Annotated in this window: 21 protein-coding genes; 18 read left to right on the forward strand and 3 right to left on the reverse strand. The window is 71.5% G+C overall.

Annotation, left to right across the window (positions count from 1 at the left end):
* Positions 1 to 6 precede the first annotated feature (6 nt).
* The 8 genes from ABIQ69_RS02655 (at position 7) to gap (ending at position 9,576) form a co-directional block, all read left to right on the forward strand.
* Complete coding sequence (locus ABIQ69_RS02655) at positions 7 to 960, forward strand: DJ-1/PfpI family protein (RefSeq protein ID WP_350348855.1); 954 nt, start codon at positions 7 to 9, stop codon at positions 958 to 960.
* A gap of 3 nt (positions 961 to 963) precedes the next feature.
* Entirely contained in the window at positions 964 to 1,467 is a 504-nt protein-coding gene (locus tag ABIQ69_RS02660; RefSeq protein WP_350348856.1) for a metallophosphoesterase, read from the forward strand.
* A gap of 140 nt (positions 1,468 to 1,607) precedes the next feature.
* Positions 1,608 to 2,630, forward strand: a complete 1,023-nt coding sequence (locus ABIQ69_RS02665; protein WP_350348857.1) for a LacI family DNA-binding transcriptional regulator — start codon at positions 1,608 to 1,610, stop codon at positions 2,628 to 2,630.
* Positions 2,631 to 2,800: 170 nt separating this feature from the next.
* Positions 2,801 to 4,090, forward strand: a complete 1,290-nt coding sequence (locus ABIQ69_RS02670; protein ID WP_350348858.1) for an extracellular solute-binding protein — start codon at positions 2,801 to 2,803, stop codon at positions 4,088 to 4,090.
* Positions 4,091 to 4,212: 122 nt separating this feature from the next.
* The gene (locus ABIQ69_RS02675; RefSeq protein WP_350350063.1) at positions 4,213 to 5,124 is read left to right on the forward strand and encodes a sugar ABC transporter permease; all 912 of its coding nucleotides are present in this window, start codon (positions 4,213 to 4,215) and stop codon (positions 5,122 to 5,124) included.
* Positions 5,124 to 6,110, forward strand: coding sequence for a carbohydrate ABC transporter permease (locus tag ABIQ69_RS02680; RefSeq protein ID WP_350348859.1), 987 nt, complete (start codon positions 5,124 to 5,126; stop codon positions 6,108 to 6,110). The genes ABIQ69_RS02675 and ABIQ69_RS02680 overlap by 1 nt, the downstream gene beginning before the upstream one ends.
* A gap of 66 nt (positions 6,111 to 6,176) precedes the next feature.
* Positions 6,177 to 8,441: an alpha-xylosidase gene (gene yicI, locus ABIQ69_RS02685; protein ID WP_350348860.1), complete on the forward strand. Its 2,265-nt coding sequence runs from the start codon at positions 6,177 to 6,179 to the stop codon at positions 8,439 to 8,441.
* 139 nt (positions 8,442 to 8,580) lie between these two features.
* The gene (gene gap / locus ABIQ69_RS02690; protein WP_350348861.1) at positions 8,581 to 9,576 is read left to right on the forward strand and encodes a type I glyceraldehyde-3-phosphate dehydrogenase; all 996 of its coding nucleotides are present in this window, start codon (positions 8,581 to 8,583) and stop codon (positions 9,574 to 9,576) included.
* 123 nt (positions 9,577 to 9,699) lie between these two features.
* On the opposite strand, the gene ABIQ69_RS02695 is transcribed toward gap, so the two are convergent.
* Positions 9,700 to 10,509: an NAD(P)-dependent oxidoreductase gene (locus ABIQ69_RS02695; protein ID WP_350348862.1), complete on the reverse strand. Its 810-nt coding sequence runs from the start codon at positions 10,507 to 10,509 to the stop codon at positions 9,700 to 9,702.
* Between the two features lie 162 nt (positions 10,510 to 10,671).
* Between ABIQ69_RS02695 and ABIQ69_RS02700 the strand changes: the two genes are divergently transcribed.
* Genes ABIQ69_RS02700 through ABIQ69_RS02715 form a run of 4 tightly spaced genes read left to right on the forward strand, consistent with a single transcriptional unit; the run spans position 10,672 to position 15,485 of the window.
* Positions 10,672 to 11,898 (forward strand): enolase C-terminal domain-like protein, encoded by a 1,227-nt coding sequence (locus tag ABIQ69_RS02700; protein ID WP_350348863.1) that lies wholly within the window; start codon positions 10,672 to 10,674, stop codon positions 11,896 to 11,898.
* A complete protein-coding gene (locus ABIQ69_RS02705) occupies positions 11,898 to 12,983 on the forward strand; it encodes a hypothetical protein (protein WP_350348864.1) in 1,086 nt (361 codons plus the stop codon). Before ABIQ69_RS02700 ends, ABIQ69_RS02705 begins: the two co-directional genes overlap by 1 nt.
* Entirely contained in the window at positions 12,980 to 13,969 is a 990-nt protein-coding gene (locus tag ABIQ69_RS02710; protein ID WP_350348865.1) for a 5-dehydro-4-deoxyglucarate dehydratase, read from the forward strand. The genes ABIQ69_RS02705 and ABIQ69_RS02710 overlap by 4 nt, the downstream gene beginning before the upstream one ends.
* A gap of 19 nt (positions 13,970 to 13,988) precedes the next feature.
* Entirely contained in the window at positions 13,989 to 15,485 is a 1,497-nt protein-coding gene (locus ABIQ69_RS02715; RefSeq protein WP_350348866.1) for an aldehyde dehydrogenase (NADP(+)), read from the forward strand.
* 83 nt (positions 15,486 to 15,568) lie between these two features.
* Here ABIQ69_RS02715 and ABIQ69_RS02720 read toward each other — a convergent pair whose 3' ends face one another.
* Positions 15,569 to 16,588 carry a LacI family DNA-binding transcriptional regulator gene (locus ABIQ69_RS02720; RefSeq protein ID WP_350348867.1) on the reverse strand — a complete coding sequence of 340 codons (1,020 nt, stop codon included), beginning with the start codon at positions 16,586 to 16,588 and terminating at the stop codon, positions 15,569 to 15,571.
* A 92-nt stretch (positions 16,589 to 16,680) separates the two neighbouring features.
* Here ABIQ69_RS02720 and ABIQ69_RS02725 point away from each other — a divergent pair, with 92 nt between their 5' ends.
* The 5 genes from ABIQ69_RS02725 to ABIQ69_RS02745 all read left to right on the forward strand — a co-directional run bounded on the left by ABIQ69_RS02725 (position 16,681) and on the right by ABIQ69_RS02745 (position 23,339).
* On the forward strand, positions 16,681 to 19,173 hold the full coding sequence (locus ABIQ69_RS02725; protein ID WP_350348868.1) for a hypothetical protein: 2,493 nt from the start codon (positions 16,681 to 16,683) through the stop codon (positions 19,171 to 19,173).
* 41 nt (positions 19,174 to 19,214) lie between these two features.
* Positions 19,215 to 20,177, forward strand: coding sequence for a sugar ABC transporter permease (locus tag ABIQ69_RS02730; protein ID WP_350348869.1), 963 nt, complete (start codon positions 19,215 to 19,217; stop codon positions 20,175 to 20,177).
* On the forward strand, positions 20,177 to 21,001 hold the full coding sequence (locus ABIQ69_RS02735; RefSeq protein ID WP_350348870.1) for a carbohydrate ABC transporter permease: 825 nt from the start codon (positions 20,177 to 20,179) through the stop codon (positions 20,999 to 21,001). Before ABIQ69_RS02730 ends, ABIQ69_RS02735 begins: the two co-directional genes overlap by 1 nt.
* Positions 21,002 to 21,066: 65 nt before the next feature.
* Positions 21,067 to 22,347, forward strand: coding sequence for an extracellular solute-binding protein (locus ABIQ69_RS02740; protein WP_350348871.1), 1,281 nt, complete (start codon positions 21,067 to 21,069; stop codon positions 22,345 to 22,347).
* Positions 22,348 to 22,436: 89 nt separating this feature from the next.
* Positions 22,437 to 23,339: an ROK family protein gene (locus ABIQ69_RS02745; protein WP_350348872.1), complete on the forward strand. Its 903-nt coding sequence runs from the start codon at positions 22,437 to 22,439 to the stop codon at positions 23,337 to 23,339.
* 70 nt (positions 23,340 to 23,409) lie between these two features.
* Here ABIQ69_RS02745 and ABIQ69_RS02750 read toward each other — a convergent pair whose 3' ends face one another.
* A complete protein-coding gene (locus ABIQ69_RS02750) occupies positions 23,410 to 25,029 on the reverse strand; it encodes a glycosyl hydrolase family 28 protein (protein ID WP_350348873.1) in 1,620 nt (539 codons plus the stop codon).
* A 168-nt stretch (positions 25,030 to 25,197) separates the two neighbouring features.
* Between ABIQ69_RS02750 and ABIQ69_RS02755 the strand changes: the two genes are divergently transcribed.
* Complete coding sequence (locus ABIQ69_RS02755; RefSeq protein WP_350348874.1) at positions 25,198 to 26,037, forward strand: alpha/beta hydrolase; 840 nt, start codon at positions 25,198 to 25,200, stop codon at positions 26,035 to 26,037.

Raw genomic sequence — 26,037 nt, forward strand, 5'->3', positions numbered from 1 at the left:
CAAGGCATGACCGGGCGCAACCACCGCGTCGCCGTGCTCGTGCTCGAGGGGGCGAAGCCGCTCGACGTGGGCATCCCCGCGCAGATCTTCACCACGCGCCAGTCGATGCCGTACGAGGTACGCGTGTGCGGCCCGGCGCCCGGGCTCGTGACGGGCGGCGACGGCCTGTCGTACCACGTCGCCGACGGGCTAGAGGCGTTCGACTGGGCCGACACGGTGTTCATCCCCGGGTACCGGCATCCCGACCGCGAAGACCCGCCCGCCGAGGTGGTCGCCGCGCTCCGGGCGGCGCACGAGCGGGGCGCCCGGCTCGCGGCGATCTCGACCGGCGCGTTCGCGCTCGCCGCCACGGGGCTGCTCGACGGCAAGCGGGCGACGACGCACTGGCACTACACGAAGGCGCTGCAGGCGAGGCATCCGCTCGTCGACGTCGACGAGAACGTGCTCTTCGTCGACGAGGGGAACGTGCTGACCTCGGCCGGTGCAGCGTCGGGCATCGACCTGTGCCTGCACCTCGTGCGGCGCGACCACGGCGTCGGCCTGTCGAACCACGTCGCCAGGCGGCTCGTCGCGGCACCGTATCGGAGCGGCGGGCAGGCGCAGTACGTGCCGCGGAGCGTGCCGGAGGAGCTCGGTCCGGTGTTCGCCGCGACGCGCGAGTGGGCCCTCCGCCACCTGGCCGAACCGCTCACCGTGGGCGATCTCGCCCGGCACGCGAACGTGTCGACGCGGACGTTCTCGCGCCGCTTCGTCGAGGACACCGGGTACACGCCCATGCAGTGGGTGCTCCGGGCGCGCGTCGACGTCGCGCGCGAGCTGCTCGAGCGCAGCGAGCTCGGCGTCGAGCAGATCGCGGCGGAGGTCGGGCTCGGCACGGGGGCGAACCTGCGGCTGCACTTCCATCGGATTCTCGGCACGTCGCCGAGCGAGTACCGGCACACGTTCGTGCAGGGAGGCTGACGGATGGCGACGCGGATGCTCCTGCTGTCGGACACGCACGTGCCCGCGCGGGCCAAGCGGCTGCCGGACGAGGTGTGGCGGGCGGTCGACCGCGCCGATCTGGTGGTCCACGCCGGCGATTGGGTGGATGTCGCGACGCTCGACGCCCTCGAGCAGCGGGCGGCCCGGCTCGAGGCGGTGTGGGGCAACAACGACGGGCCGGCGCTCCGGGCGCGGCTGCCGGAGGTCGCGCGGTTCGAGGTCGAGTCGGTGCGCTTCGCGGTGGTGCACGAGACGGGTGCGGCCGGCGGGCGCGAACGACGCATGGATGCCGCGTACGCGGGCATCGACGTGCTGGTCTTCGGGCACAGCCACATCCCGTGGGACACGACGACGCCCGGCGGCATCCGGCTGCTCAATCCCGGGTCGCCGACAGACCGGCGCCGGCAGCCGGTCTGCACGATGATGACGGCGGTCGCGGACGCCGGTGACCTGCGGGATGTGACGCTCGTCCCGGTGGCGCGCTGACGCGGCACCGAAATGTTGGATTCTCGAACAAACAGCTTGCGCCCCGTCTCGGTCTGTGCGTATGCTCGCTCACACGTCGTCGAAGCGCTTCGAAATCGAAGCGCATCGACGGCCTCGACAACGGAGCCGAAGGAGACGTCATGGTGACCATCAGCGACGTGGCGCGTGCCGCGGGCGTCTCCATCTCGACCGTCTCCTACGCCCTCTCGGGCAAGCGCACCATCACCGCCTCCACGCGAGCTCGCATCGAGGCGGCGATCCGCGAGCTCGAGTACCAGCCGCACGCGGGCGCCCGCATGCTCGCCGGCGCGAGGACCAACATCCTCGCGCTCTCCGCACCCATCCATGCCGACGGGCACCTGCCGACGCACATGCGCTTCGTGACCGCCGTGGTCGACACCGCGCGCCGGCACGACTACGACGTGCTGCTCCTCGCGACCGACGACGACGTCTCGGGCATCCGCCGGGTCGCCGCATCGTCGCTCGTCGACGGCGTCGTCGCGATGGGCGTGAAGGCGCACGACGAACGCGTCGAGATCGTGCGACGCGCAGCCCTTCCCGCGGCGTTCATCGGGGTGTCGGGCGACCACGGCGACGGCGTCGCCAGCGTCGACCTCGACTTCGAGCGCGCCGGGCGGCTCGCCGTCGCGACGCTCGCCGATGCCGGCCACCGCGCGGTGGGCGTCGTCGGCCACCCGCCGACCTACCTCGAGCGCGGGACCGGATTCGTCCAGCGGTTCAACGCCGGGCTCGAGGCGGAGGCGGCGGCACGGGGCATCCGTCTCGACGTCGTCTCGCCCACGCTCGCGCGAGGGGATGCCGAGCGCGCGTTCGACGACCTGCTCGCGGCGTCGCCCGAGATGACCGCCGTGCTGTTCCACTGCAACGAGCCGGTCGTCGAGGCGGTGCTGCGCCGGATCGCCGAACGCGGACTCGAGGTGCCGACCGACCTGTCGGCGTTCGCGGCCTGCGCGAGCTACGACACCGCGCACCTGGCGATCCCGCTCAGCAGCATCCCGCTGCCGCTCGAGCAGATGTGCCGCATCGCCGTCGAGTCGGCGCTGCGACAGGTGCGCGGCGTCGACGCGGTCGGCGGCGTCGATGCCGAGCTCATCCCACCCGTCGTGGAGGATCTCGGCTCGGTGCTGCGGCCACGACGCTGACGCCCCGCCCTCGACGCTTCACCGTCCCACCACCCCACCGTCCCACAACCGAACACGGCCCGACGTCGTCCGCATCGTCGAAGCGCTTCGACAAAAGCCCGACCACGCGAACCGCACGACGAGTCATCCACCACCGCTCCGCACTGATCCACCACCGAGAGGAACAGAACATGAGAATCCCAAAGCGCGGCATCGGCGCCGTCGCAGCCCTCGCCGCCACGGCCGCCCTGCTCTCCGGCTGCTCCGCCGGCCAGCAGTCCGACCCGAACACCCTGAAGCTGTGGCACTTCGAAGGCACCGACAGCGATGTCGGCATCGCCTGGGCCAAGGCCATCGAGATCTTCGAGGAGGAGACCGGCGCCACCGTCGAGTACGAGGACAAGAGCTTCGAGCAGATCCGCTCCACGGCCAGCCAGGTCCTGAACTCCAACGAGGCGCCCGACGTCATGGAGTCGCCGAAGGGCAACGCCACCGCCGGCCTGCTGGCCAGCCAGGGCCTGCTCGCCGACATCTCCGAGGCCGTCGAGGAGTACGGCTGGGACGAGATGCTCGCCCCGTCCCTGCAGACGACGGCGAAGTACTCCGACGAAGGCATCATGGGCTCGGGGCCCTGGTACGGCGTGCCGAACTACGGCGAATACGTCACCGTCTACTACAACAAGACCGTCTTCGACGAGCTCGGTCTCACCGAGCCCACGACGTACGCCGAGTTCGAGGAGATCCTCGACACCTTCGCCGCGCAGGGCACCACCCCGCTCGCCGAAGCGGGCGGTGAGTACCCGCTCGGCCAGCTCTTCTACCAGCTCGCGCTCTCGCAGGCCGACCGGCAGTTCGTCGACGACTACCAGCTCTACGAGAACCCGGTCGACTGGCAGGGCCCCGAGCTGACCTACGCCGCCGAGAAGATCGCCGAGTACGTGGAGAAGGGATGGATCTCGGCCGACTCGACCGGTCTCAAGGCCGAGGACATGGGCGTCGGCTTCATGAGCGGCGAGTACCCGATGATGGTGTCCGGCTCCTGGTGGGCGGGCCGCGTGATCAACGAGTCCACGTTCGAGTGGGACACGTTCCCGTTCCCCGAGTCCGACCTCGTGCCCGGCTCGTCCGGCAACATCTGGGTCGTGCCCGAGAACGCCGCCAACAAGGAGCTCGCGTACGAGTTCATCGACATTACGATGCGTCCCGAGATCCAGGCGCTCATCGGCAACAACGGCTCGATCCCCGTGGCCGCCGACCCCGCCGACATCACCGATGAGAAGTCGGCGGCGCTCATCACCGAGTTCAACGAGGTCGTCGAGCGCGACGGGCTGGCGTTCTACCCGGACTGGCCCACGCCGAACTTCTACGACCAGCTCGTCGGCGCGCTGCAGGAGCTCGTGAACGGCACCCTCACGCCCGAGCAGACGCTCGAGCAGCTCGGCACCGAGTACGAGGACGGCGTCGCCGACATCGTCGGCTGAGGCCCACACCCGCCGGCGGGTCGCATCGACGCGCCCGCCGGCGGCACCTCCCACCATCGAAAGGAACCGACGTGGTTTCCACCCTCGCCGAGCGACCCCGCGGGTCGCGGCGCTCCGACGGCATGAGCGCCATCTCGGGCATGCGATCGAGCGGGTTCTGGTTCTACCTCATCCCCGGCCTGGTCCTGTTCACCTTCATCATCCTGATCCCGCTGGTCTGGAACGTGTACCTGAGCTTCACGGACTGGCGGGGCGTCCGCCCGCCCGAGTTCATCGGCTTCGAGAACTGGATCGAGCTCTTCCAGGACCAGAAGTTCTGGGCGTCCTTCCGCAACTCGCTGTCGATGATCGTGGCGATGGTGATCATCCCGACGCTGCTCGGACTCGTGCTCGCAGCGCTGCTCTTCGACGTCATCGGCCGGAAGTTCGGCGGTCGCGTCGCGAGCTTCCTGCGGGCGACGTACTACCTGCCGCAGATCCTGCCCGTCGCGATCGCCGCGATCGTCATCGGCTGGATCCTCCGGCCCGAGAACGGCGCCCTCAACACCGTGCTCGAGGCCGTCGGGCTCGGCGCGCTCCAGCACAACTGGCTGGGCAGCCCCGACACGGCGATGCTCTCGATCATGGCCGTCATGGTCTGGGTGCAGATCGGCTACCCGGTCGTGATCTTCATGGCGGCGTTGCAGCGGGTCGATCCCGAACTGTACGAGGCCGCCGAGCTCGACGGTGCCGGCTGGTTCCAGCGGTTCCGCTACATCACGGTGTCGGCGATCCGCCCCGAGATCTTCGTCGTGACGCTGACGTGCACCATCGCGGCGCTGAAAGTGTTCGGCCCGATCTACGCCCTCACCGGCGGCGGCCCGGGCACGGCGACGATCGTGCCGAGCTACTACTCCTACATCGAGTTCTTCCAGAGCCAGCAGGTCGGCTACGGCGCCACGATCGCGACCGCGCTGACGATCGTCGTCGTGCTCGTGGCCATCGGCTTCATCCGGCTCCAGACCCGCGTCGAACGATCGGAGGGAGAGCGCTGATGTCGCACACCGAGACTCCCGGCATCCGCGATGCCGACGCCATCACCCCGCTGTCCGCGGCCGGGGCGGGCACCGTGCCGCTCGTCGGCGCCGACCTCGCCGGCGAGCCGGCCGGCCGGCCGGACCGCCGTCGGCGGAGCCGTGGCGACCAGGCCCCGAAGGCGAAGAAGACGGCGAAGGACTGGATCTGGCTGATCGTCGCGATCGCGTTCGGCGTGCTCGTCGCGGTGCCGTTCATCCTGATCCTGATCAACTCGTTCAAGTCGCCGGCCGACTACAACACGTCGGGGCCGCTGCTGCTGCCGAAGGAGCTCTACTTCGACGGCATCGTGAACTTCTGGAACCGGGTCGACTTCCCCGAGAAGCTCTGGAACAGCTTCCTCATCTCCGGCTCGGTCGCCGTGCTCGCGGTGGCGCTCTCGGTGCTGAACGCGTACGCCCTCGGCATCGGGCGGGTGAAGTACCGCACCGGCATCCTGCTGCTGTTCCTGCTGGCGGATCTGATCCCGCAGGAGGCGCTGCTCTTCCCGCTGTACTACATGTTCAAGTCGGTGGGGCTCTACGATACGCAGCTCGCGATCATCATCATCTTCACGGTGATCCAGGCGGCCTTCGGCACCTACCTGCTCTCGAGCGTGTTCGGCACGTTCCCGAAGGAGGTGCTCGAGGCGGCCGCGCTCGACGGCGCCGGGCGCTTGCGCACCCTCGTGAAGGTCGTGCTGCCGATCAGCAAGGGCACGCTGTCGGTGCTGCTGATCTTCTTCTTCATCTGGACGTGGAACGAGTTCCTCATTCCGCTGAGCTTCCTCGTCTCCAATGACAACCAGACGGTGCCGGTCGCGATCACGACGCTGCAGGGCGACCGGCTGATGGATGTCACGACGACGAGCGCGTCCGCGCTCCTCGGCGTCATCCCGACGCTCATCTTCTTCCTCGTCTTCCAGCGCACGCTCACGCGTGGCATCACCGCCGGCGCGGTCAAGTAGGTCGTCGCCTCCGAGCACCCAGGCGGATGCCGCTCCGGCGGCCCGCTCGAAAGGAACACCCCTCCCATGAAGTTCACCGACGGGTTCTGGCAGATCCGGCCCGGCATCGAACCGCTGTACGCCCGTGAGGCGTACGACGTGCAGGCCGACGGCGAGCATCGGCTGCAGGTCTTCGCGACGACCGCGGTCATCGCCAAGCGCGGCGACACGCTGAACCGGCCGCTGCTCACGGTGACCCTGTCCTCGCCCCTGCCCGACGTCATCGGCGTCCGCATCGAGCACCACTCGGGCGGGCCCCGGCCGCAGGGCTTCGACCTCGTGGGCGCCGAGGACGGCCACGGCGTCGTCGTCGTCGACGAGACGGGCGGGTCGCTCACCTCGGGGCGGCTCACCGCGCGGGTGCGGCAGGGTGCGCCGTTCGGGCTGTCGTTCGAGGCCGAGGGCCGCGTCATCACGACCGCGGGCGATAAGTCGATCGCGAACATGCGGGTGCGCCCGGATGCGCAGCTCGACGGAGTCCCGGTCGGCAACGCCCGCGGCGGTACCGCGCGGGCCGCGGCATCCGCCTATACGCTGCAGCAGCTCTCGCTCGGCGTCGGCGAACTCGTCTACGGGCTCGGCGAGCGGTTCGGACCGCTCGTGAAGAACGGGCAGACGATCGACATCTGGAACGCCGACGGCGGCACATCGTCGGAGCAGGCGTACAAGAACGTGCCCTTCCACCTCACGAACCGCGGCTACGGCGTGCTCGTGAACGACACGGGGCATGTGTCGTACGAGGTCGGTTCCGAGGCCGTCGAGCGGGTGCAGTTCTCGGTGCCCGGGGAGTCGCTGGAGTACTTCGTGATCTACGGCGGCACGCCCGCGAAGGTGCTCGAGCGGTACACCCAGCTCGTGGGTCGCCCGGCGCGCGTGCCGGCCTGGTCGTACGGGCTCTGGCTCTCGACCTCGTTCACGACCGACTACGACGAGGAGACCGTCACGCGGTTCGTCGACGAGATGGCCGCGCGCGAGCTGCCGGTGAGCGTGTTCCACTTCGACTGCTTCTGGATGCGCGAGTTCAACTGGTGCGACTTCGAGTGGGATCCGCGCACGTTCCCCGACCCCGACGGCATGCTGGCCCGGCTGCACGAGAAGGGCCTGCGGGTGTGCGTCTGGCTGAACCCGTACATCGGCCAGCGGTCGAAGCTGTTCGCGGAGGCGGCCGAGCGCGGCTACCTGGTGAAGCGGCCCGACGGCTCGGTCTGGCAGTGGGACCTCTGGCAGGCGGGCATGGGCCTCGTCGACTTCACGAACCCGGAAGCCACGCGCTGGTACCAGGACCACCTGCGGGCGCTCGTGGCGCAGGGCGTCGACTGCTTCAAGACCGACTTCGGCGAGCGCATCCCGCTCGAGGTGGAGTACTTCGACGGGTCGGCGCCCGACCGCATGCACAACCGCTACACCCAGCTCTACAACGAGGCGGTGTTCGAGGTGCTCGAGCAGGAGCGCGGTGCGGGCGAGGCGGTCGTCTTCGCGCGGTCGGCGACCGCGGGCGGGCAGCGGCTGCCGGTGCACTGGGGCGGCGACTCGACGTCGACGTACGAGTCGATGGCAGAGTCGCTTCGCGGGGGCCTTTCGCTCGCGCTGTCGGGGTTCGCGTTCTGGAGTCACGACATCGGCGGGTTCGAGGGCACGCCGGATGCCGGGGTGTTCAAGCGTTGGGTGGCATTCGGCCTGCTGGGCACGCACTCGCGTTTCCACGGCTCGGGGTCGTACCGGGTGCCGTGGGCCTTCGACGAGGAGGCCGTCGAGGTCACGCGGATCTTCACCAAGCTGAAGCTCTCGCTGATGCCCTACCTCTACCAGCAGGGGCTGGAGGCCTCGGCGACCGGTATCCCGGTCATGCGGCCGATGGCGCTGGAGTTCCCCGACGATCCGGGCGCGGCCTACCTCGACCGGCAGTACCTGCTCGGGCCGTCGCTGCTCGTGGCGCCCGTGTTCTCCGAGTCGGGCGAGGTCGACCTGTACCTGCCGGCGGGCCGCTGGACGAACTGGTGGACCGGGGAGGTCGTCGAATCGCCGGGCGGGTGGCGCCGGGAGCGGCACGGCTTCGACACGGTGCCGCTGTATGTGCGAGAGGGGGCGGTGCTGCCGATCGGGGCCGATACCACGCGCCCCGATGCGGACTACTTCGAGGGCCTCACGATCCGCGTCTATCCGGGGGCGACGGATGCCTCGGGCGTGACGGTCACCGCGCCCGATGGGCGCTCGGCGCGGTTCACCGTGTCGGGCGGGGCGGTCTCCGCCGACGGGGACGCGGGGGAGACCTGGGGGTTCGAGTTCGTCTGAGCCGCGGCATCCGCTCGGGGGCGCGGGCACGGCCGACTTGGCGTGATTCTTGCGGAACATGTCTCGACGGCCACTACCGCGAGCTGGGGCGAGGACGGAGGGTTGACGGGTACCACGGGACTACGAAAGGACCCACCCCATGACCCGCATCGCCGTCAACGGATTCGGACGCATCGGCCGCAACGTGCTGCGCGCGCTGCTCGAGCGCGACTCCGAACTCGAGATCGTCGCGATCAACGACCTGACCGACCCGAAGGGGCTCGCCCAGCTCCTCCGCTTCGACAGCACCGCCGGCCGCCTCGGCCGCCCCGTCGAGGTCGACGGCGACACGCTCGTCGTCGACGGCCGCCGCATCAAGGTCCTCGCCGAGCGCGAGCCTGCGAACCTGCCCTGGGCCGAGCTCGGCGTCGACCTCGTGCTGGAGTCGACCGGCCGGTTCACCTCGGCCGAGGCCGCGAAGGCGCACCTCGCCGCGGGCGCCAAGAAGGTGCTCGTCTCGGCGCCCTCCGACGGCGCCGACGTCACCCTCGCCTACGGCGTGAACACCGACGCGTACGACGCCGCCGCGCACACCATCGTCTCCAACGCCTCGTGCACGACGAACGCGCTCGCGCCGCTCGCGGCGGTCCTCGACGACCTCGCCGGCATCGAGCACGGCTTCATGACGACCGTGCACGCGTACACGCAGGAGCAGAACCTGCAGGACGGCCCGCACCGCGACCCCCGCCGCGCCCGCGCGGCCGGCGTCAACATCGTGCCGACGACGACCGGCGCCGCGAAGGCGATCGGCCTGGTGCTGCCGGGCCTCGACGGCAAGCTCTCGGGCGACTCGATCCGCGTGCCGGTGCCCGTCGGCTCCATCGTCGAGCTCAACACGACCGTCTCGCGCGAGGTCACCCGCGACGAGGTCCTCGCTGCCTACCGCGCCGCCGCCGAGGGCTCCCTCGCCGGCATCCTCGAGTACTCCGAGGACCCGCTGGTGTCCTCCGACATCACCGGCAACCCGCACTCGTCGATCTTCGACGCCGCGCTCACCCGGGTCGACGGGAAGCACGTCAAGGTCGTCGCCTGGTACGACAACGAGTGGGGCTTCTCGAACCGCGTGATCGACACGCTGGAGCTGCTCGCGGGCTGACCCCGCGAGCTCAGGCGTCGCGCCGGTGCGGGAGTGGAGCCCGCACCGGCGCGATTCGCGTCTCCCGGGCGCCGGCCGCGGTCGGGAGGCGGCGGCTCCCGACCGCGGCGCGTCCGCCGCTGCTCACCACGTGCCGCCGACGGGGTGCTCGTCGTCGGTGAACGCCCCGCCGAGCGGGCGCCCGGTGGGGTCGGGTGCCGGGGGTCGCGAGCCGGTGTCGCGGGTCCGTTCCTGCACGGCGTCGTCCTGGGGCTCGTAGCCGATGGCTCGCCCGGCGGCGAGTGAGAACCATGCCGGCGCGTTGGCCGAGACGCCCCAGACGATGTGGTGGCCGCCGCCCGCGAAGGTGAGGGATGCCTCGACGAGCCGGGCCATGTCGCCGGGTGAGAGCCACTGCGCCGCGGCCCGGCCGTCGCCGGGTCGCTCCTGGAACGTGCAGATGCGCGCGCTCACGATCGACATGCCGAACCGGTCGGCGTAGAGGCTGCCGAGCGCCTCCATCGCGGCTTTGCTCACGCCGTAGTACGTGTCGGGCCGGGGCGGCAGCACGTCGTCGCGGGCCGCGCGCTCGACGGGCTCGAACCCGACCGAGTGGATGGAGCTCGCGAGCAGCACCCGTTCGACGCCGGCCGCGCGGGCCGCTTCGAGCAGGGTGTGCGTGCCGTCGATGTTGACGCGCAGCAGGTCGGCCCACGGCCGCTCGGAGGAGAGGCCCGCGAGGTGGATGACCGCGGTGGCGCCGGCGAACGCGCGTGCCAGCGCATCGGCGTCTTCGATGGATGCCTCGACCAGCGTGGCGCCGGGCGGCATATCGGGCACGGGCGCGGTGTCGAGGAGCCGCAGCTCCCGGTCGGGGCGCGTGAGCAGGGGAGCGATCGCGCGACCGATGCGACCGGCGGCACCCGTGAGGACGACGACCTCGTCGATTGACATCGGGATGCTCCTTCCATACAGTTCCTAGAGTTGTGAATCCATTCACGACCGAGCGTAGCGGCTGCTCCCATCAGAGCACGCCGAAGCTCGGGAAGCACGAACTTCTGCGGGGTGGGGCGGGCGCCGCCGCCCCGCCCCGCAGAACCCCAGGAGACAGGCGTCATGAGTCGCATCCGCACGGTCGAGGTCGTCCCCATGGCCTTCCCCGACCCGCCGCTGCTGAACAGCTGGGGCGTGCACGAACCCCTCGCGCTGCGCACACTGGTCGTGCTGACGCTCGACGACGGCACCGTGGGGCTCGGCGAGACGAGCGGCGAGCAGCCGCTGCTGGGGCGCCTCGAATCGGCCGCACCACGGCTCGTCGGTGTGCGCGTCGACGACCCCGCCGCGATCGAGGCGGCCGCCGTGGCCGGGCTGCGCTCCGACGTCTCACCCGTCGAGCGACGCAAGGTCGTCGCACCGTTCGAGGTCGCGACCCTCGACGCCCTCGGGCGCCTCGAGGGCGTGCCCGTCAGTGACCTGCTCGGCGGCCGGGTGCGCGACCGCGTCGAGTTCGCCGGCTACCTCTTCTTCAAGTGGGCCGGCCATCCGGGCGCCGAGCCCGACGAATGGGGCGCCGCCGAGGACGCCGCCGGACTCGTCGAGGTCGCCCGCAGGATGCGCGAGCGGTACGGCTTCGGGTCGCTGAAGCTGAAGGCGGGCGTGTACGAGCCGGCCCGTGAGATCGCGGCCATGCGCGCCCTCGCCGCAGAGATGCCCGGCGTCCCGCTCCGCATCGACCCGAACGCGGCCTGGCGCGTCGAGACGGCCATCGAGGTCGCCGACGCGCTCGCCGACGTCGTCGAGTACCTCGAAGACCCGACGCCGGGCCTTGCCGGCATGGCCGCCGTCCGGGCGGCGACGACGCTGCCGCTCGCGACGAACATGGTCGTCGTCTCGCCCGAGACCCTCGAGCCCGCCGTCGCAGCCGGCGCCGTCGACATCGTGCTCGCAGACCCGCACTACTGGGGCGGCCTGGCGGCCACGCGCCGGCTCGGCGAGGCGTGCCGCGCTCACGGTCTCGGACTCTCGATGCACTCGAACTCCCACCTCGGCATCTCCCTCGCGGCCATGGTGCACGTCGCCGCGGCGACCCCCGAACTCGATCACGCCTGCGACACGCACTACCCGTGGAACGCCGCCTCCGACATCGTCGAACCCGGCGCGCTGGCGTTCGTCGACGGCGCCGTCGCCGTGCCCGACGGCCCCGGACTCGGCGTCGAGCTGCGCCGCGACGTCGTCGAACGACTCCACCGGGCCTATCTGGAGTCGGGGCGCACCGTGCGCGACGACACCGCGTACGCCCGCACCGTCGACCCCGCCTACGACCCCACGCTGCCCAGGTTCTGATGCGGGCCACGTTCCGGCTCTTCCCGTGGGACGTCGAGGGCGACCTCGACGCCGCCCGCGCGCTCGCCGACGACGGCATCGACCGCGTCGCGCTCGCCGCGACCTACCACGGTGCGCGGACGATCACCCCGCGGCATCCCGCGCACCGGATCGTGGATGTGCCGCATTCGGCGAGTTACCTGCGGGGTGCCTCGCCCCTGCCCGCCGGTGACTTCTCGTTCGACCGGGCGCGTGCCGAGCTCGAGGCCGCGGACATCGAGGTCGGCGTCTGGGCGGTCGTCGGACACCTGGATGCCGCGCTCCCGTCGCTCCCGCGCGTGCGGAACGCGTTCGGCGATCGTCTCGACCACGCCCCGTGCCTCTCGCACGAGGCCGTGCGGGCGGCGCTCCGCGAGATCGTCGCCGCCGCGGCCGTCGCCGCGCGCGGCGGCACACTCCATCTGGAGGCGCTCGGCTGGCAGGGCCTCGGGCACGGGTCGCTGCACGAGAAGCTGCACGGGGCCGACCTCGCCGACGGGGCCGCCGAGCTGCTGGCGCTCTGCGCCTGCGAGGCGTGCGCGGAGCGGGCCGGGATGTCGCAGGCGCAGGCCGTCGGCGCTGTGCGGGCCGCGCTCGCCCGGGCATCCGATCCGTCGCGCGCCGACGCCGACGCCGACGCGGACGCGCTCGACGCGCTCCGCCGCGCGCGTGCCGAGACGGCCGAGCGGTTCGCCGTCGACGCGTTGGAGGTCGCCTTCGGGGCCGGCGTACGCACCGTCGGCATCGCGGCCGCCGAGCTGCCGCTGCAGACCGGGGCGGATGCCTCGGGCCTGGACGTGCTCGTCGACTGCTGGGGCGACGTCGCCCGAGGAAGGGGAAACCTCGCGCGAGCCGGCGGAGGCACCGCCTACGTCGACGCGCTGACGGGGGATCCAGATGGGTTCGCCGCCGCATGGGCGGACTTGGTCGCGCACGGCGCGACCGGACTGCACGTGTACCACGCCGGGCTCGCATCGACCGAGCGACGCCGAGCGGCCGCGCGGGCGGCCGCCGCGATCACGAGCCCGGATGCCGACGCCGAACGAGGAGAGATGAGATCGACATGAGTGGGGTTTCGGGGTTCGATGGGGTGTTGTTCTTCCCGGTGACGCCGTTCGATGGGGCGGGTCGGGTGGATGTGGACCTGTTGGGCGAGCATGTGCAGGACCGGTTGGGGTACGGGCCGGGTGGGGTGTTCCCGGCGTGCGGGACGGGTGAGTTCCATGCCCTGTCCGCCGCCGAGGTCGCGACCGTGGTGCGGGCGACGGTGGCGGCGGTCGGCGGGCGGGTGCCGGTGATCGCGGGCTCCGGGGGGCCGCTCGGGCATGCGATCCAGACCGCGGTCTCAGCGCAGGAGGCGGGTGCTGACGGGTTGCTGCTGCTGCCGCCGTACCTCGTGTCCGGCACCACGGACGGGCTGGTGGGCTGGGTCGAGGCGATCACCGCAGCCACCGACCTGCCGGTGATCGTGTATCACCGGGCGACGGCGAGGTACACCCCGGAGGCGATGACCCGGCTGGCGGGCAACCCGAAGGTGATCGGGTTCAAGGACGGGGTCGGTGATATCGGGTTGGCGCAGGAGATCGTGCTGGCCGCCCGGGCCACGGGCCGGGAGCTGGCGTTGTTCAACGGGTTGCTGACCGCGGAGCTGAGCCAGGGCGCGTACCGCGGCATCGGGATCCCGTTGTACTCCTCGGCCGTGTTCGCGATGCTGCCCGAAGTCGCGTCGGCGTACTACCGCGCCTACGTCGGCGGTGACGAGCAGACCCGGGTTCGCCTGTTGGACGGGTTCTACCGTCCGTTGGTCGCGCTCCGGGACGAGACGCCCGGGTTCGGGGTCTCCCTCGTCAAGGCCGGGCTCCGGGCCCGCGGCGTCCCGGTCGGCCCGGTCCGACCGCCCCTGGTCGATCCGACCCCCGAACAGGAACACCGCCTCACCGACCTCCTGAACACCGGACTCCGCCTCCTCACCCACCACGACGAACACCCCGCCCCGGCGGCATCGTCCGTCGCCGCCGCGCCCGATTCCGCGGCCGTTCCGGCGGCCGGCTGAGCACGATCGAGAGGTTCGAATGAGCGAGCAGACCGTCGCCGCGGAGGCGACATCAGCGAACGGCAGCGCGTCGATTCCGGTGCCGGTGGGGTTGGGAGATGCGGCGTCGGCGGCGCGGGAGGCGTTCGGGGTGACGGTGACGTCGTCTGCGGTGGAGCGTGCGGCCTGGTTGCGGGCCGGAGCGGAGGCGCTGGACGGGCACCTGGACGAGCTCGTGCCGTTGGCCGATGAGGAGACCCACCTCGGCACGGCGCGGCTGACGGGCGAGCTGGCTCGCACGAGTGCGCAGTTGCGGTTGTTCGCCGACGTCGTGCTCGAGGGCTCCTACCTGGAGGCCACGATCGATCACCCCGACCCGGCCGCGACCCCGCCACGACCCGATCTGCGGCGGATGCTGCGCCCGCTCGGACCGGTCGCGGTGTTCGGGGCGTCGAACTTCCCGGTCGCGTTCTCCGTCGCCGGCGGCGATACCGCGTCCGCGCTGGCCGCGGGCTGCCCGGTGATCGTGAAGAACCACTCCGCACACGCCCGCCTGGGCCGCCGCACCGCGGAGATCGTCACCGCCGCCCTCCAGGCGGCGGGCGCCCCGGCCGGGATCCTCACCCTCGTCGAGGGACGGCAGACCGGCGCCGACCTGGTCGCCCACCCCGCGGTGCGGGCGGTCGGGTTCACCGGGTCGCTGCACGGCGGCCGGGCCCTGTTCGACCTCGCGACCGGGCGACCCGACCCGATCCCGTTCTACGGCGAACTCAGCGCCGTCAACCCCGTCCTGATCACCCCCGCCGCCCTCGCCGCCCGCGGCGACGAGCTCGCAGCCGGGCTGGCCGGGTCGTTCACCCTCGGGGTCGGCCAGTTCTGCACGAACCCCGGTGTGGTGCTCGCCCCGGCCGGGTCCGGGTTCGCCGACCTCGTCACGACCGCGGTCGGCACCCCCACCCCGGCCCGCATGCTCACCGACGGCATCGCCGACGCCTACGCGCAGGGCCTTGCCGGCCTCGCCGCCCACGACGGCGTCGAGGTCGTGACCGGCCGGCTCGCCCAACTGCCCGGCACCGGCACCCCCACCGTGCTGGCCACGACCGCCCAGGCCGTGCTCGAGGACCCGGCCGCGCTGCTGACGGAGTGCTTCGGCCCGGCCACCCTGATCGTCGAGTACGACCACCCCGACGACGCGCTCGATGTCATCCGCGCCGTCGGCGGCAGCCTCACCGCGACCGTGCACGCCGAACCCCACGAGGACCTCACCGGCATCGTGGCCGTGCTGACCGAGATCGCCGGGCGGATCCTGTTCACCGGGTGGCCCACCGGCGTCGCCGTCAGCTGGGCCCAAACCCACGGCGGACCCTGGCCCGCCACGACCTCCATCCACACCAGCGTCGGCGCCGCCGCCATCCGACGCTTCCTCCGCCCCATCACCTACCAAGACGCCCCCGACCACGTCCTCCCACCCGAACTCCGCGACACCAACCCCCACCGCATCCCCCGCCGCATCAACGGCCAACTCCAGCTCCCATAAGGGGAGCCGGCTTGAGGGGTGCCGAGCATCGTCCGGGGAGGGGTCCGGCCGACAGGCGGCTCAACGTGGGCCGGAACGCCCGGTCAGCGGCCGGTGGGAAGCGAGGTGTCGCGCACCACGAGCTCGGGCGCGAACGCCCCGGAGAGGTCAGCCTCCGTCTCGAGGCCGAGGAGCAGGCGGACGGCCGCGGCGCCGAGGGCGGCCGAGGGGTGGCGGATCGAGGTGAGCGGCACGATGGCGAAGTCGGCGAACTCGATGTCGTCGTAGCCGATGAGCGAGAGGTCGCCCGGGACGTCGACGCCGGCGGCCAGCAGGCCGTGCAGCAGGCCGAGCGCGAGCAGGTCGTTGCCCGCGAAGACCCCGTCGGGGCGGTCGGCGGCGGACCGGCCGAGCAGGGCCTCGGCGACCTCTTCGCCGATGCGGGCGTTCTGGGCGGGCGTGCGCTGCACCTCGAGCGAGGCGTCGGCGCCGCTCTCGGCGAGTGCGCGCCGGGCGCCGGCGAGACGGGCGTCGACGTGAGGGTGCGGGCCACCGACGAAGAGGATGCGGCTCCGGCCCTGATCGAGGAGATGCCGCATGGCGAGGTAGCCGCCGAGCTCGTTGTCTCCTGAGATCGCGGGGAAGTCGTGGTCGCCCTGCGCGAGGCCGACGAGCACGAACGGCGTGCCGCGGTCGCGGAGTTCGAGCAGTTCGGCGGGCACGTCGCCGACCGGGGCCGCGATGATGCCGCTCACCTGCTGCGACTCGAAGAAGTTGACGTAGGCGCGCTCGCGCTCGGCGTCGTCGTCGCTGTTGACGACGATGATGAAGCGCCCGTTCGCGGCCGCCTCGCGCTCGGCGCCTGCGGCGACCTCGGCGTACACGGGGTTCGCGGTGTTCGAGATGAGCAGACCGAAGGCCAGGCTGTGGCCCATGCGCAGGCGCCGGGCGGCGTCGTTGCCCACGTAGCCCAGTTCATCGGCTGCGGCGAGCACGCGGGCGCGCAGCGGCGCGGAGACCCGGGAGGGCTGGGTGAAGGCGTACGACGCGGTCGCCCGCGAGACCCCCGCACGCGCCGCGACGTCTTTGATCGTGGCTGGCGCTGTTCGTCTCGCGCTCGGCATCTGGCTCCCTTGCACCCGCTTGTCTTCCGACTTGGCCGTAGGCTAGCGTAGCGGAAATCGTGAATCGATTCACGATTTCGGAAGGGATGCCAGTGCCGGATACACCGAGGTTCTCGACGCTGTGGGCGGTCAACGGCGCGCTCGACGCCATCGAGCTGCGCGCGCAGCTCGACGACTTCGTCGCCGCCGGGCTCGACGGGGTCGTCTTCCATCCGCGCTTCTATCCCGGGCGACCGCCGTATCTCGACGACGAGTACCTCGCGATCGTGTCGCGGCTCGTCCTCGACGCGCACGACCGCGGCCTCGAGTTCTGGATCTACGACGAGAACGGCTGGCCGAGCGGCACCGTGGGCGGCCTCATGCTCGAGCGGCATCCCGGACTGCGTCAGCAGTGGCTCGAACTGCAGCCGGATGCGGGCCAGCCCGCCCTGCACCGCTTCACTCACGACGAACGGGAGTGGGCGCTCGTCGTCCGGCACGGCGAGGGCGTCGACTACCTCGCGCCCGACCTCGCCGACCGGTTCATCGACCTCTGCTATCGCAGGTACGCGGACGGCCTCGCGCCGGAGGCGATGGCCCGGGTCGCCGGCTTCTTCTCCGACGAGCCCGAGTTCGGGCTCGGTCACGCGCAGCACGAGCTGTCGGCGCACGGCGCCGTGCCCTGGACCCCCGATCTGCCCGAGCAATACGCCGGGCGGCATGGCCGCGACCTGATCGCCGACCTGCCGTCGCTCTTCGGCGACGGCGCCGACGCCGAAACCGTCCGCACCGACTTCTGGGAGCTCGTCACCGACCTCTTCGCCGACCGTTATCTCGCCCGGCTCGACACCTGGTGCCGAGAGCGGGGCCTGCGCTTCACGGCGCATGTGAAGGGCGAGGAGCATCCGCTCTTCCAGCTGCCCACCGTGGGCTCGCTCGGCACGATCTCGCGCGCGATCGGGATGCCGGGGATCGACGCGCTCGGGAGGCATCCGGTCAACGACTTCTATCCGCGGCAGGCGTCGTCGGTCGCGCGGCAGTTCAGCGACGGCCGCGCGATGGCCGAGGCGTTCGGCGGCGCAGGCTGGGGAGCCGGGCCCGCCGACCTCGAGCGCTACCTCGGCTGGCTCGGCGGGCACGGCATCACCGACTTCGTGCTGCACCTCAGCCAGTACCGGCTCGACTCGGCGGCGATCGAGGATTGGCCGCCGTCGCATCCCCGTCACGTGAGCTGGTCGGGCGCCTATCGGGAGGTGCTCGACGCGGTCCGCGCGAGGCTCGCCGCCGCGCCCAGGCCGCCGGCCGACCTCCTCGTCGTCGTCCCGCAGCGGGGGCTCGCGCGCCGGTACGAACCGTGGGAGTTCGTGGCGACCAATGTGCACGACGCGCACGACTTCCCGGCGACGCCCGCCGGTGAGGTGAACGCCGCGTTCCTCCGCCTCGTCGAGCGACTGAGCGCCGCGGGCGAGGCGTACGAGTTCGCCGACGAGCGCACGGTCGAGCAGTGGGCCCGCGCCGATGACGGATGCCTCGCCCTCGGGGCATCCCGCTACCGCCGGGTGATCGTCGCGCCGGGCGCCGCCATCGACGACGCCGCGTCGGCGCTCATCGCGCCGTTCCTGGCGGACGAGCCGCTCCCCGAGGATCCGGCCCGGCCGGAGCGCGGCGCATTCGAGCCTGCGCCCGCGCTCACGCTCCACGCCGGAGTCGATCGCCGCCCGCTGTCCTGGCGCCTCGCGAGCACCCCGCGGAACGAGCTGGTGCTGGAGCCCGTTCGGGCGCACGACGGGGTCTGGGAGGCGGAGATCGAGTCCTCGACCTTCGACGGCCCGTTCGAGCTGCGATTCGCCGATGAGCCGCGCGAGCTGCACTGGAACGGCGCTCGTGTCGGCACCGTGTCCCGCGGTGAGTACGGTCATGGGGTGCGGGTGCGGCTGGCCGCCGGAAGGGTGGGCCGCCTGCGATTCCGTGCGGACGGGGTGCCGCCCGGCACGGTGCCCCGCGCGTGGGCGGTCGGCGGGTTCCGGGTCGCGGCGTCCGTCCGCGAGACCAGGGGAGCGCTCCTGGCGCTCGACGGCGGGTTCCGGCTGGCGAGGCCGCGGCGCGAGGTGTCGGGCGAGCTCGCAGCAGACGGCTTGCCGTTCGCGTTCGAGCCGGTCGAGGTCGTCACCGAGGTCGACGTGCCGGTGGGCGCCTCAGCGCTCCGCTTCGCGGGCGGGCTCGCGGACGCCGCCTGGATCAGCGTGGGAGGCGAGCCGGGGGTGTGGCGCTGGGGCGAGGGCGGCTGGGAGGTGCCGGTCGGTCGCACCGGCCTCGTCGAGGTCGGGATGCGCCTGGTGCCGAGCAGCTTCAACCGCTACGGGCCGCACCACCACTACCTCGGGGATCCGGTCGTGGTGAGCCCGGCGCAGATGCGCGGCATCCGCAACTACGCCGATCTCGACGACGCACCCGAGGCGACTCACGTGCCGTACTGGTGGGTGCGGCGCGCGGTGCTGCCGGCGGAGGCCGAGGTGATCGGTGTGCCCGTGACGCACGCGGGAGCCATCCATGACGGCGCCTCGGACGTCCGGATTGACAACGGGCGAGACGCCCTCATAAAGTAAGCGCAGTTGTGAATCGATTCACGATCACGAAGGAGTGAACGGTGGCAAGCATCATCACCGACGAGCGCCGGCCGGCGGCCGCGCCGACGCCCGAGCGGGCGCCCGCGCCGGCCGCCGGTCCTCGCGCCCGCAGGTCGAAGCGCGCGGGCGTCGTGGCGCCCTGGTGGTTCGTCGTGCCGGCGATCGCCGTGTACTGCTTCATCGTCGTCGTGCCGAGCCTCCGCGGCGCATTCTTCTCCTTCACCGACTGGAACGGCCTCGGCGCCGACTGGTCGTGGGTCGGACTGGAGAACTTCGCCGACGTCTTCACCGACCGCGCCGCGCAGGCCGCCCTCGGCAACACGCTGCTGCTCGCGGTGCTCTGCACCGTCATCCAGAACGCCATCGGCCTCGCGCTCGCGGTCGGACTGCACACCATGGTGAAGTCCCGCTACGTGCTCCGGGTCGTCTTCTTCGCCCCGGTCGTGCTCACCCCGCTCGTCTCCGGCTACGTCTGGAGCTACCTGCTCTCGCCGAACGGCACCGTGAACGACATCCTCCGCGGCGTGGGCCTCGGCGATCTCGCCCAAGACTGGCTCGGCGACCCCGACTTCGCGCTGTACTCGATCGTCGTCGCCATCGTGTGGCAGTTCGCGGGCTACTCGATGGTGATCTTCCTCGCCGGCCTCCAGGCCGTTCCCGAAGAGATCCTCGAGGCGGCCACCATCGACGGTGCCGGCCCCTGGCGCCGGTTCTGGAACGTCACGTTCCCGCTGCTGAACGGCGCCGTCGTCATCAACGTCATGCTGAGCCTCATCGGCGGCCTCAAGCAGTTCGACCAGGTCGTCGCGATGACGGGCGGCGGGCCGGGCACGGCGACCGAGACCATCTCCACCCTCATCTACAAGAACGCGTTCCTGCTCGGCGAGTACCCCTTCTCGGTGGCCCTCGCCGTCGTCATGACGCTCGTCATCGCGGTGCTCTCCGCGGTGCAGTACCGGCTCACGCTCCGGAAGGCGAACTGATGCACACCCGATACACCGGCCGGACCCTCGTCCGAGAGATCGTGCTCATCGCGGTCGCCGTGATCTGGTTCATCCCGATCCTGGCCCTCGTGAACGTCTCGCTGAAGCCCGTGAACAGCCAGACGAACGCCCTCACGTTCGCGTGGCCGCCCACGCTGGAGAACTACGGCGCGGCCTGGGAGCAGGCGAGCCTCGGCGCGGCCCTCGTCAACAGCGCGATCGTCGCCGTGGTGAGCATCGTGTTCATCGTCGCGATCTCCGCCCTCGCCTCGTACCCGCTCGCCCGGGTCACCCGGCGCTGGTCGCGGTGGACGTTCTATGGCGTGCTCGGCGGGCTGCTCATCCCCGCCCAGCTCGCGCTCCTGCCGCTCTACGCCACCATGCGCGACATCGGGCTGCTCGGCTCGCTCTGGGCGGTCATCCTGATCAACGTCGGCACTGCGATGCCGTTCTCGATCTTCCTGTACACGACGTTCCTGCGCGACCTCCCGCTCGAGTACGAGGAGGCGGCGCTCCTCGACGGGTGCGGGCCGGTGCGCTCGTTCCTCAGCGTCGTGTTCCCGCTCGTCCGGCCCGCGACCGGCACGGTCGTCATCTTGAACCTCGTCGGCATCTGGAACGAGTTCTTCGTTCCGCTCCTCTACCTCTCGGGAAGCGGCAACGCGACGGCACCCGTCGCGATCTACAGCTTCGTGAGCCAGTACGTGACGGTCTGGCCCCTGGTCTTCGCCGGACTCGTCATCAGCGTCATCCCCATCCTCATCGTCTACTTCTCGCTGCAGAAGTACGTCATCAAGGGGTTCGCGGGAGGACTCAAGGGATAGCACCACCGTCCCAGCGGCGCGCATCACCCAGCACCAGGGCATCCGCCCACATTCAAGGAGGAATCGTGAAGCTCACCCCCACCAGCAGGCTCGGCGCGGCCGCCGGCCTCGCGGCCGCAGCAGCCCTCGTGCTCGCCGGCTGCTCGACCGACGGCGGATCCGGCGGCGACGCCGACGGCACCGTCCTGACGTTCACCGCGGCCGGCGAGGCGCCCGCGCAGGCGGCCATCGACGCGTTCGAGGCGGCGAACCCCGGCGTCACCGTCGAGGCGACCTTCGCCAACGACGACGAGTCGTACCAGCAGACGCTGCGCACGCAGCTCTCGGCCGGCACCGCGCCCGACGTGTTCCGCGTCTGGCCGGGCAACGGCAACGCCACGTCGATCGTGCCGCTCAGCGAGGACGACCTGCTGCTGCCCCTCGAGGATGCCTCGTGGGCCGGCGATGTGACCGACGACGTGCGACCCGTGGTCGTGAACTCCGACGACGAGCTCGTGGGCGTGCCGGTCACCGTCGTCGGCATCGGCGCGATCTGGAACGACCAGGCCCTCGAGGCGGCCGGGCTCACGGCCCCCGAGACCTGGAGCGAGGTGCTCCAGTTCTGCGCCGACGCGACCGCGGCGGGCAAGGTCGCGTTCGCCCTCGGCCTGAAGTCCGCCTGGGTGACCCAGCTCGTGCCGTACGCGCTGACGGCGACCTCGGTGTACGGGCCCGACCCCGACTTCACCGAGCAGCAGCTCGCGGGCGACGCCACCTTCGCCGACTCGGCATGGCACGACGCGGAGAGCCAGTACCTCGAACTGCGCGACGCGGGCTGCTTCAACGCCGACCCGAATGGCATCGGCTACGACGAGCAGATGACCATGCTCGGCCAGGGCGACGCGCTCGGCGCCATCCACATCACCTCGGCGGCCGCGAACGCGGAGCAGTACGCGGCCGAGGGCACGACCTTCTCGATGACGCCGTTCCCCGCGACCGACGACGTCGAGGAGACCAACCTGCCCGTCTCGGTCGGCATCGTCTACGCCGCCAACGCGAAGGCGAAGAACCCCGAGCTCGCGAAGAAGTTCATCGACTTCCTGGCGTCGAGCGAGGGCCAGGCGGTCTACGCCACCGCGGCCGGCGCCGCACCGGCGCTGCCGTCGTCGGACTTCGAGCCCGACCCGGTGCTCGCCGCCATCGGCGAGTTCCAGGCCGACGGGCGCGCGCGGCCGTTCCCCGACGTGGCCTGGCCGAACACGAAGGTGCAGCAGGAGCACCTCACCGGCATCCAGGAGCTGTTCAACGACTCCATCACCGTCGACGAGCTGCTCCAGCGCATGGACACGGCGTTCGCCGAGGGATAGGAGCGGCCGACGTGGGGCGGGGTGCGATGGCGCCCCGCCCCACGTGCGTCTGCAGCGTTCGGCACCTTCTCGAGAACCAGGAGAGTGACATGGAACCGTACGTGCTCGCCGTCGACCTCGGCGGCACCAAGGTCGAGGCGGCCCTCGTCAGCACCGACGGACTCCGCCCGGGAAGCCGGGCCCGAGCGGCGACCGGCCGACATGCGGGACCGGCAGACCTCGAACGCGCGGTGCGACACGTCGTCCGCTCGGCGCTCGCCTCGGCGCCCGCCGGCACCCGCCCGAGCGCGGCGGGCATCGGCTCGGCCGGCCCCGTCGACGCCCGCGCCGGCTCCGTGTCGCCGATCAACCTGCCCGCGTCTGCGGGCTTCCCGCTGCGCTCCGTCGTCGCCGACGCGGCCGGGCTCGCACTCGAGGAGGTCGAGCTGCAACTCGACGGGCAGTGCATCGCGCTCGCCGAGTATCGGCGGGGAGCGCTCCGGCCGTACCGGTACGCCCTCGGCATGGTCGTCTCCACCGGCGTCGGCGGCGGGCTCGTGCTCGACGGCCGGCTCGTGGGCGGGGCATCCGGCAACGCGGGTCACGTCGGCCAGCTGCTGATCGGCGACGGCGGCGGTGACGTGACCACGGTCGAGGAGATCGCCTCGGGCACCTCGATCGTCGCATGGGCGCGCTCGGCCGGCTGGACGGGTGACGACGGCGCCGACCTCGCGGCCTCCTATGCGGCGGGGCATCCGGTGGCGGTCGCCGCGGTCGAGCGCTGCGGCACCGCGATCGGCCGCGCCGTGCTGTCGGCCGCGGCGCTCGTCGATCTCCAGGGCGTGGCCATCGGTGGCGGGTTCGCCAAGGTCACCCCCGACCTGTTCGCCGTCGTCGAGCGCACGATCCGGCGCGAGTCGCCGCTGCGCTCCATCGAGGTGGCGGTGCACCCGGCCCAGCTCGGCGACGACGCCCCGCTCCTCGGCGCGGCGTGCCTCGTGCTCGCGGCCTGACACGAAAGGGATGCCGCGGGTCTCGCGGCATCCCCCTCGTTCACCCGCTCGCTCGGAGCGCGCGCCCCGGTCAGGGCACGATCTGGATGTTCGACGCGTCCGACACGTTGGTCACGTTCATCTGCTGCAGCGTCGTCGCGGTCGACGTGCTGCCCGGCATCCGGATCGCCTCGAACCGGACGTCGGTAATCGGGGCGCCGGGCACCCCGGTGATCCGCGCCGGCGTCGTGCCGGCGTCGCGGACGCGGATGCGCGTGAGATCGACGTCGGCGACCGGGCCGATGCGCTCGGCGGTGCTGCCCGTCCAGAGCGCCATCCAGGTGCGGTTCTGATCGTTCTCATGCCGGATGCGCTCGATGTCGATGTCCTCGAACTGGATGCTCACCGCCCCGGCCGTGCCGTACTTGTGATGCACCCCGAAGCCCACGGCGGCGTCGTAGATGATGGCGTTCCGGAACGTCACGTTCGTCTGCTGCTGGAACACCCCCTGACCGACCTTCAGCCCGTAGCACCACGTCCAGCTGACGAGATCGTCGAAGGTGACGTTCGCGAGGGGCCGCGGGTCGCCCGGCACCTTGGCGAACAGGTCGATGTGGTTCGCCCAGGTCTTGGTGCTGAACGGGTCGTCGAGTCCGATGCCGATCGCGTTCGTCACGGTCACGCCGGTCGACTCCATCACGTCGATCCCGTCGTTCTCCCCCATGTCGAACCGGTTGAACAACTTGATGTTGCGGAATTGCAGATCGGTCGACCGGGTGGGCATGACCGCCCAGCTGCTCGACTCCCGGAACGTGATGCCGTCGACGACGAAGTCGTCGGTGTAGATCGGCACGAGCAGGTTCACGCCGAGGTTGCCGCGCTGCACCGACGCCATGCCGTCGCCGTCGATGATGCCGCGGCCGGTGATGGAGATGTTCGTCGAGGAGTACCGCGTGGAGAGGAACCAGGTGATGTCCCGCTGCTGCGAGTTCTTCCGCCAGTGCACGTCGTAGTGCTCGCGCTCGCCGGTGTACTTCAGCACCGCGCCCGGCGCGAGGTGGAGCCGGAGGTTCGAGCGGAGATAGAGCGTCCCGAGCGTGTACACGCCGGCCGGGACGAATACGGTGCCCTGCCCGCCGTTCGCCGACCCCCACGCGGCGGCGTCGTTCAGCGCGGTCTGGAAGGCGGCGGTCGAGTACTGCGGTCCGGGGGATGCCCCGTAGGGCTGCGCCGTCACGTTGAAGACACCGGGTCCGGAGGATGCCGGTCGGTCGGTCTCGAGCGGGTCGATCGCGATCACGAGCTCGGACCGGCCGTCGATCTTCACGATGAGGTACTCGTCGCGGGTGACCGTGAAGGTGAGGCTCGGACCCTGCACCGCAGCCGTGAGCCCGAGCTTCAGCGGGCTGATCGAGTACGAGCCGATGTTCGTGTTGTTGAGCTTGCGGATCGAGATCGTCGCCTCGCCGGCGCCCATCGCGAACTGGGCGATGTCGTACCCCGCGTAGTCCTGCACGGGCACGCTCTGTCCGTTCACGGTGAGCACGAAATCGGGCGAGGCCGGGTAGGCCGAGGCGAGCGGGTACACCTCGACGGGGGCCGGTGCGGCGTGCGCCGCAGATGGTGGACCCGCGACCGCGATGATCGCCGCGAGCAGTGTCGCGGCGGCGATGGAGGCCAGGGACTTCAGGAGCCCGGCGGTGTGCGTCATTGCCACTTCCCTTCGGTTCACCGTCGGCGTCGACGGCTGGGTCGCGATCGCTTCAAGCGCCGCGCGATCGCGGGGGACGATCCGTGAATCGATTCACAAGTTGCCCCGTGTTCGAGCGTACGGCGAGCGGGACCGAGGGGTCAACCGCGCCGCCGCTATCCTCATCCGGTGCAGACCTTCCGCGCGCGCGACGGCGCCGCCATCGACTTCCACGTTATCGACGATCGAGCGGATGCCTCGGCCCCGTCGCTCCCGCCCGCGATCGTGGTCCCCGGCGGTCCCTGCCGTGGGGTCGAGTACCTGGAGGACCTTGCGGGCGTGGCACGCGTCCGGCCCCTCGTGGTGCTGCACCCCCGCGGCACGCCGACCACGGGCGGGGCCTCACGCGGCTGGTGGACAGACGCCGATGACCTCGTCGATCTCGCCGACCACCTGGGCCTCGACGCGGTCGATGTCGTGGCGCACTCGGCGGGAACCCGGCTCACCCTCGCCGCCGCCGCCCGGTACCCCGACCGCATCCGCCGGCTCGCCCTGGTGACCCCCGCATCGACCTGGCTCACCGACGCGCCGCGCGACAGTCTCGAGATCGGCCGCCGACGCCGCGACCCGCTCGTCGACGCCGCGCTCGACTCCCTCACGGGCGTCGAGCCGGTCGACCAGGAGAGCTTCGAACGGGCACGCGTCGTCGAAGGCCCCGCCGGGTACGCGCGGTGGACCGAGCGCGAGCAGGCCCACGCGGCCGTCGGCGCCTGGTCGCTCGCGGCCATCGAGGCGTACTTCTCCGACGTCCCCGACGATGCGGCCGAGCGGGTGATCGCGGCGGACCTGCCGTCGGTGCTGATCATCGCAGGCGACGAGGACATCCTGGTCGGGGTGGCGCCCGTCGCGGCTGCCGCGGAGGCGCTCGGCGCCGAGCTCGTGTGGCTCGAGGACTGCGGACACTACCCGTGGGTGGAGCAGCCCGCGGCGTTCCGGGCCGCGCTCGAGGGGTGGCTGAGCCGGGGCTGA

This window comes from Agromyces sp. G08B096 (assembly GCF_040267705.1).
In the GTDB taxonomy this organism is placed as follows: domain Bacteria; phylum Actinomycetota; class Actinomycetes; order Actinomycetales; family Microbacteriaceae; genus Agromyces.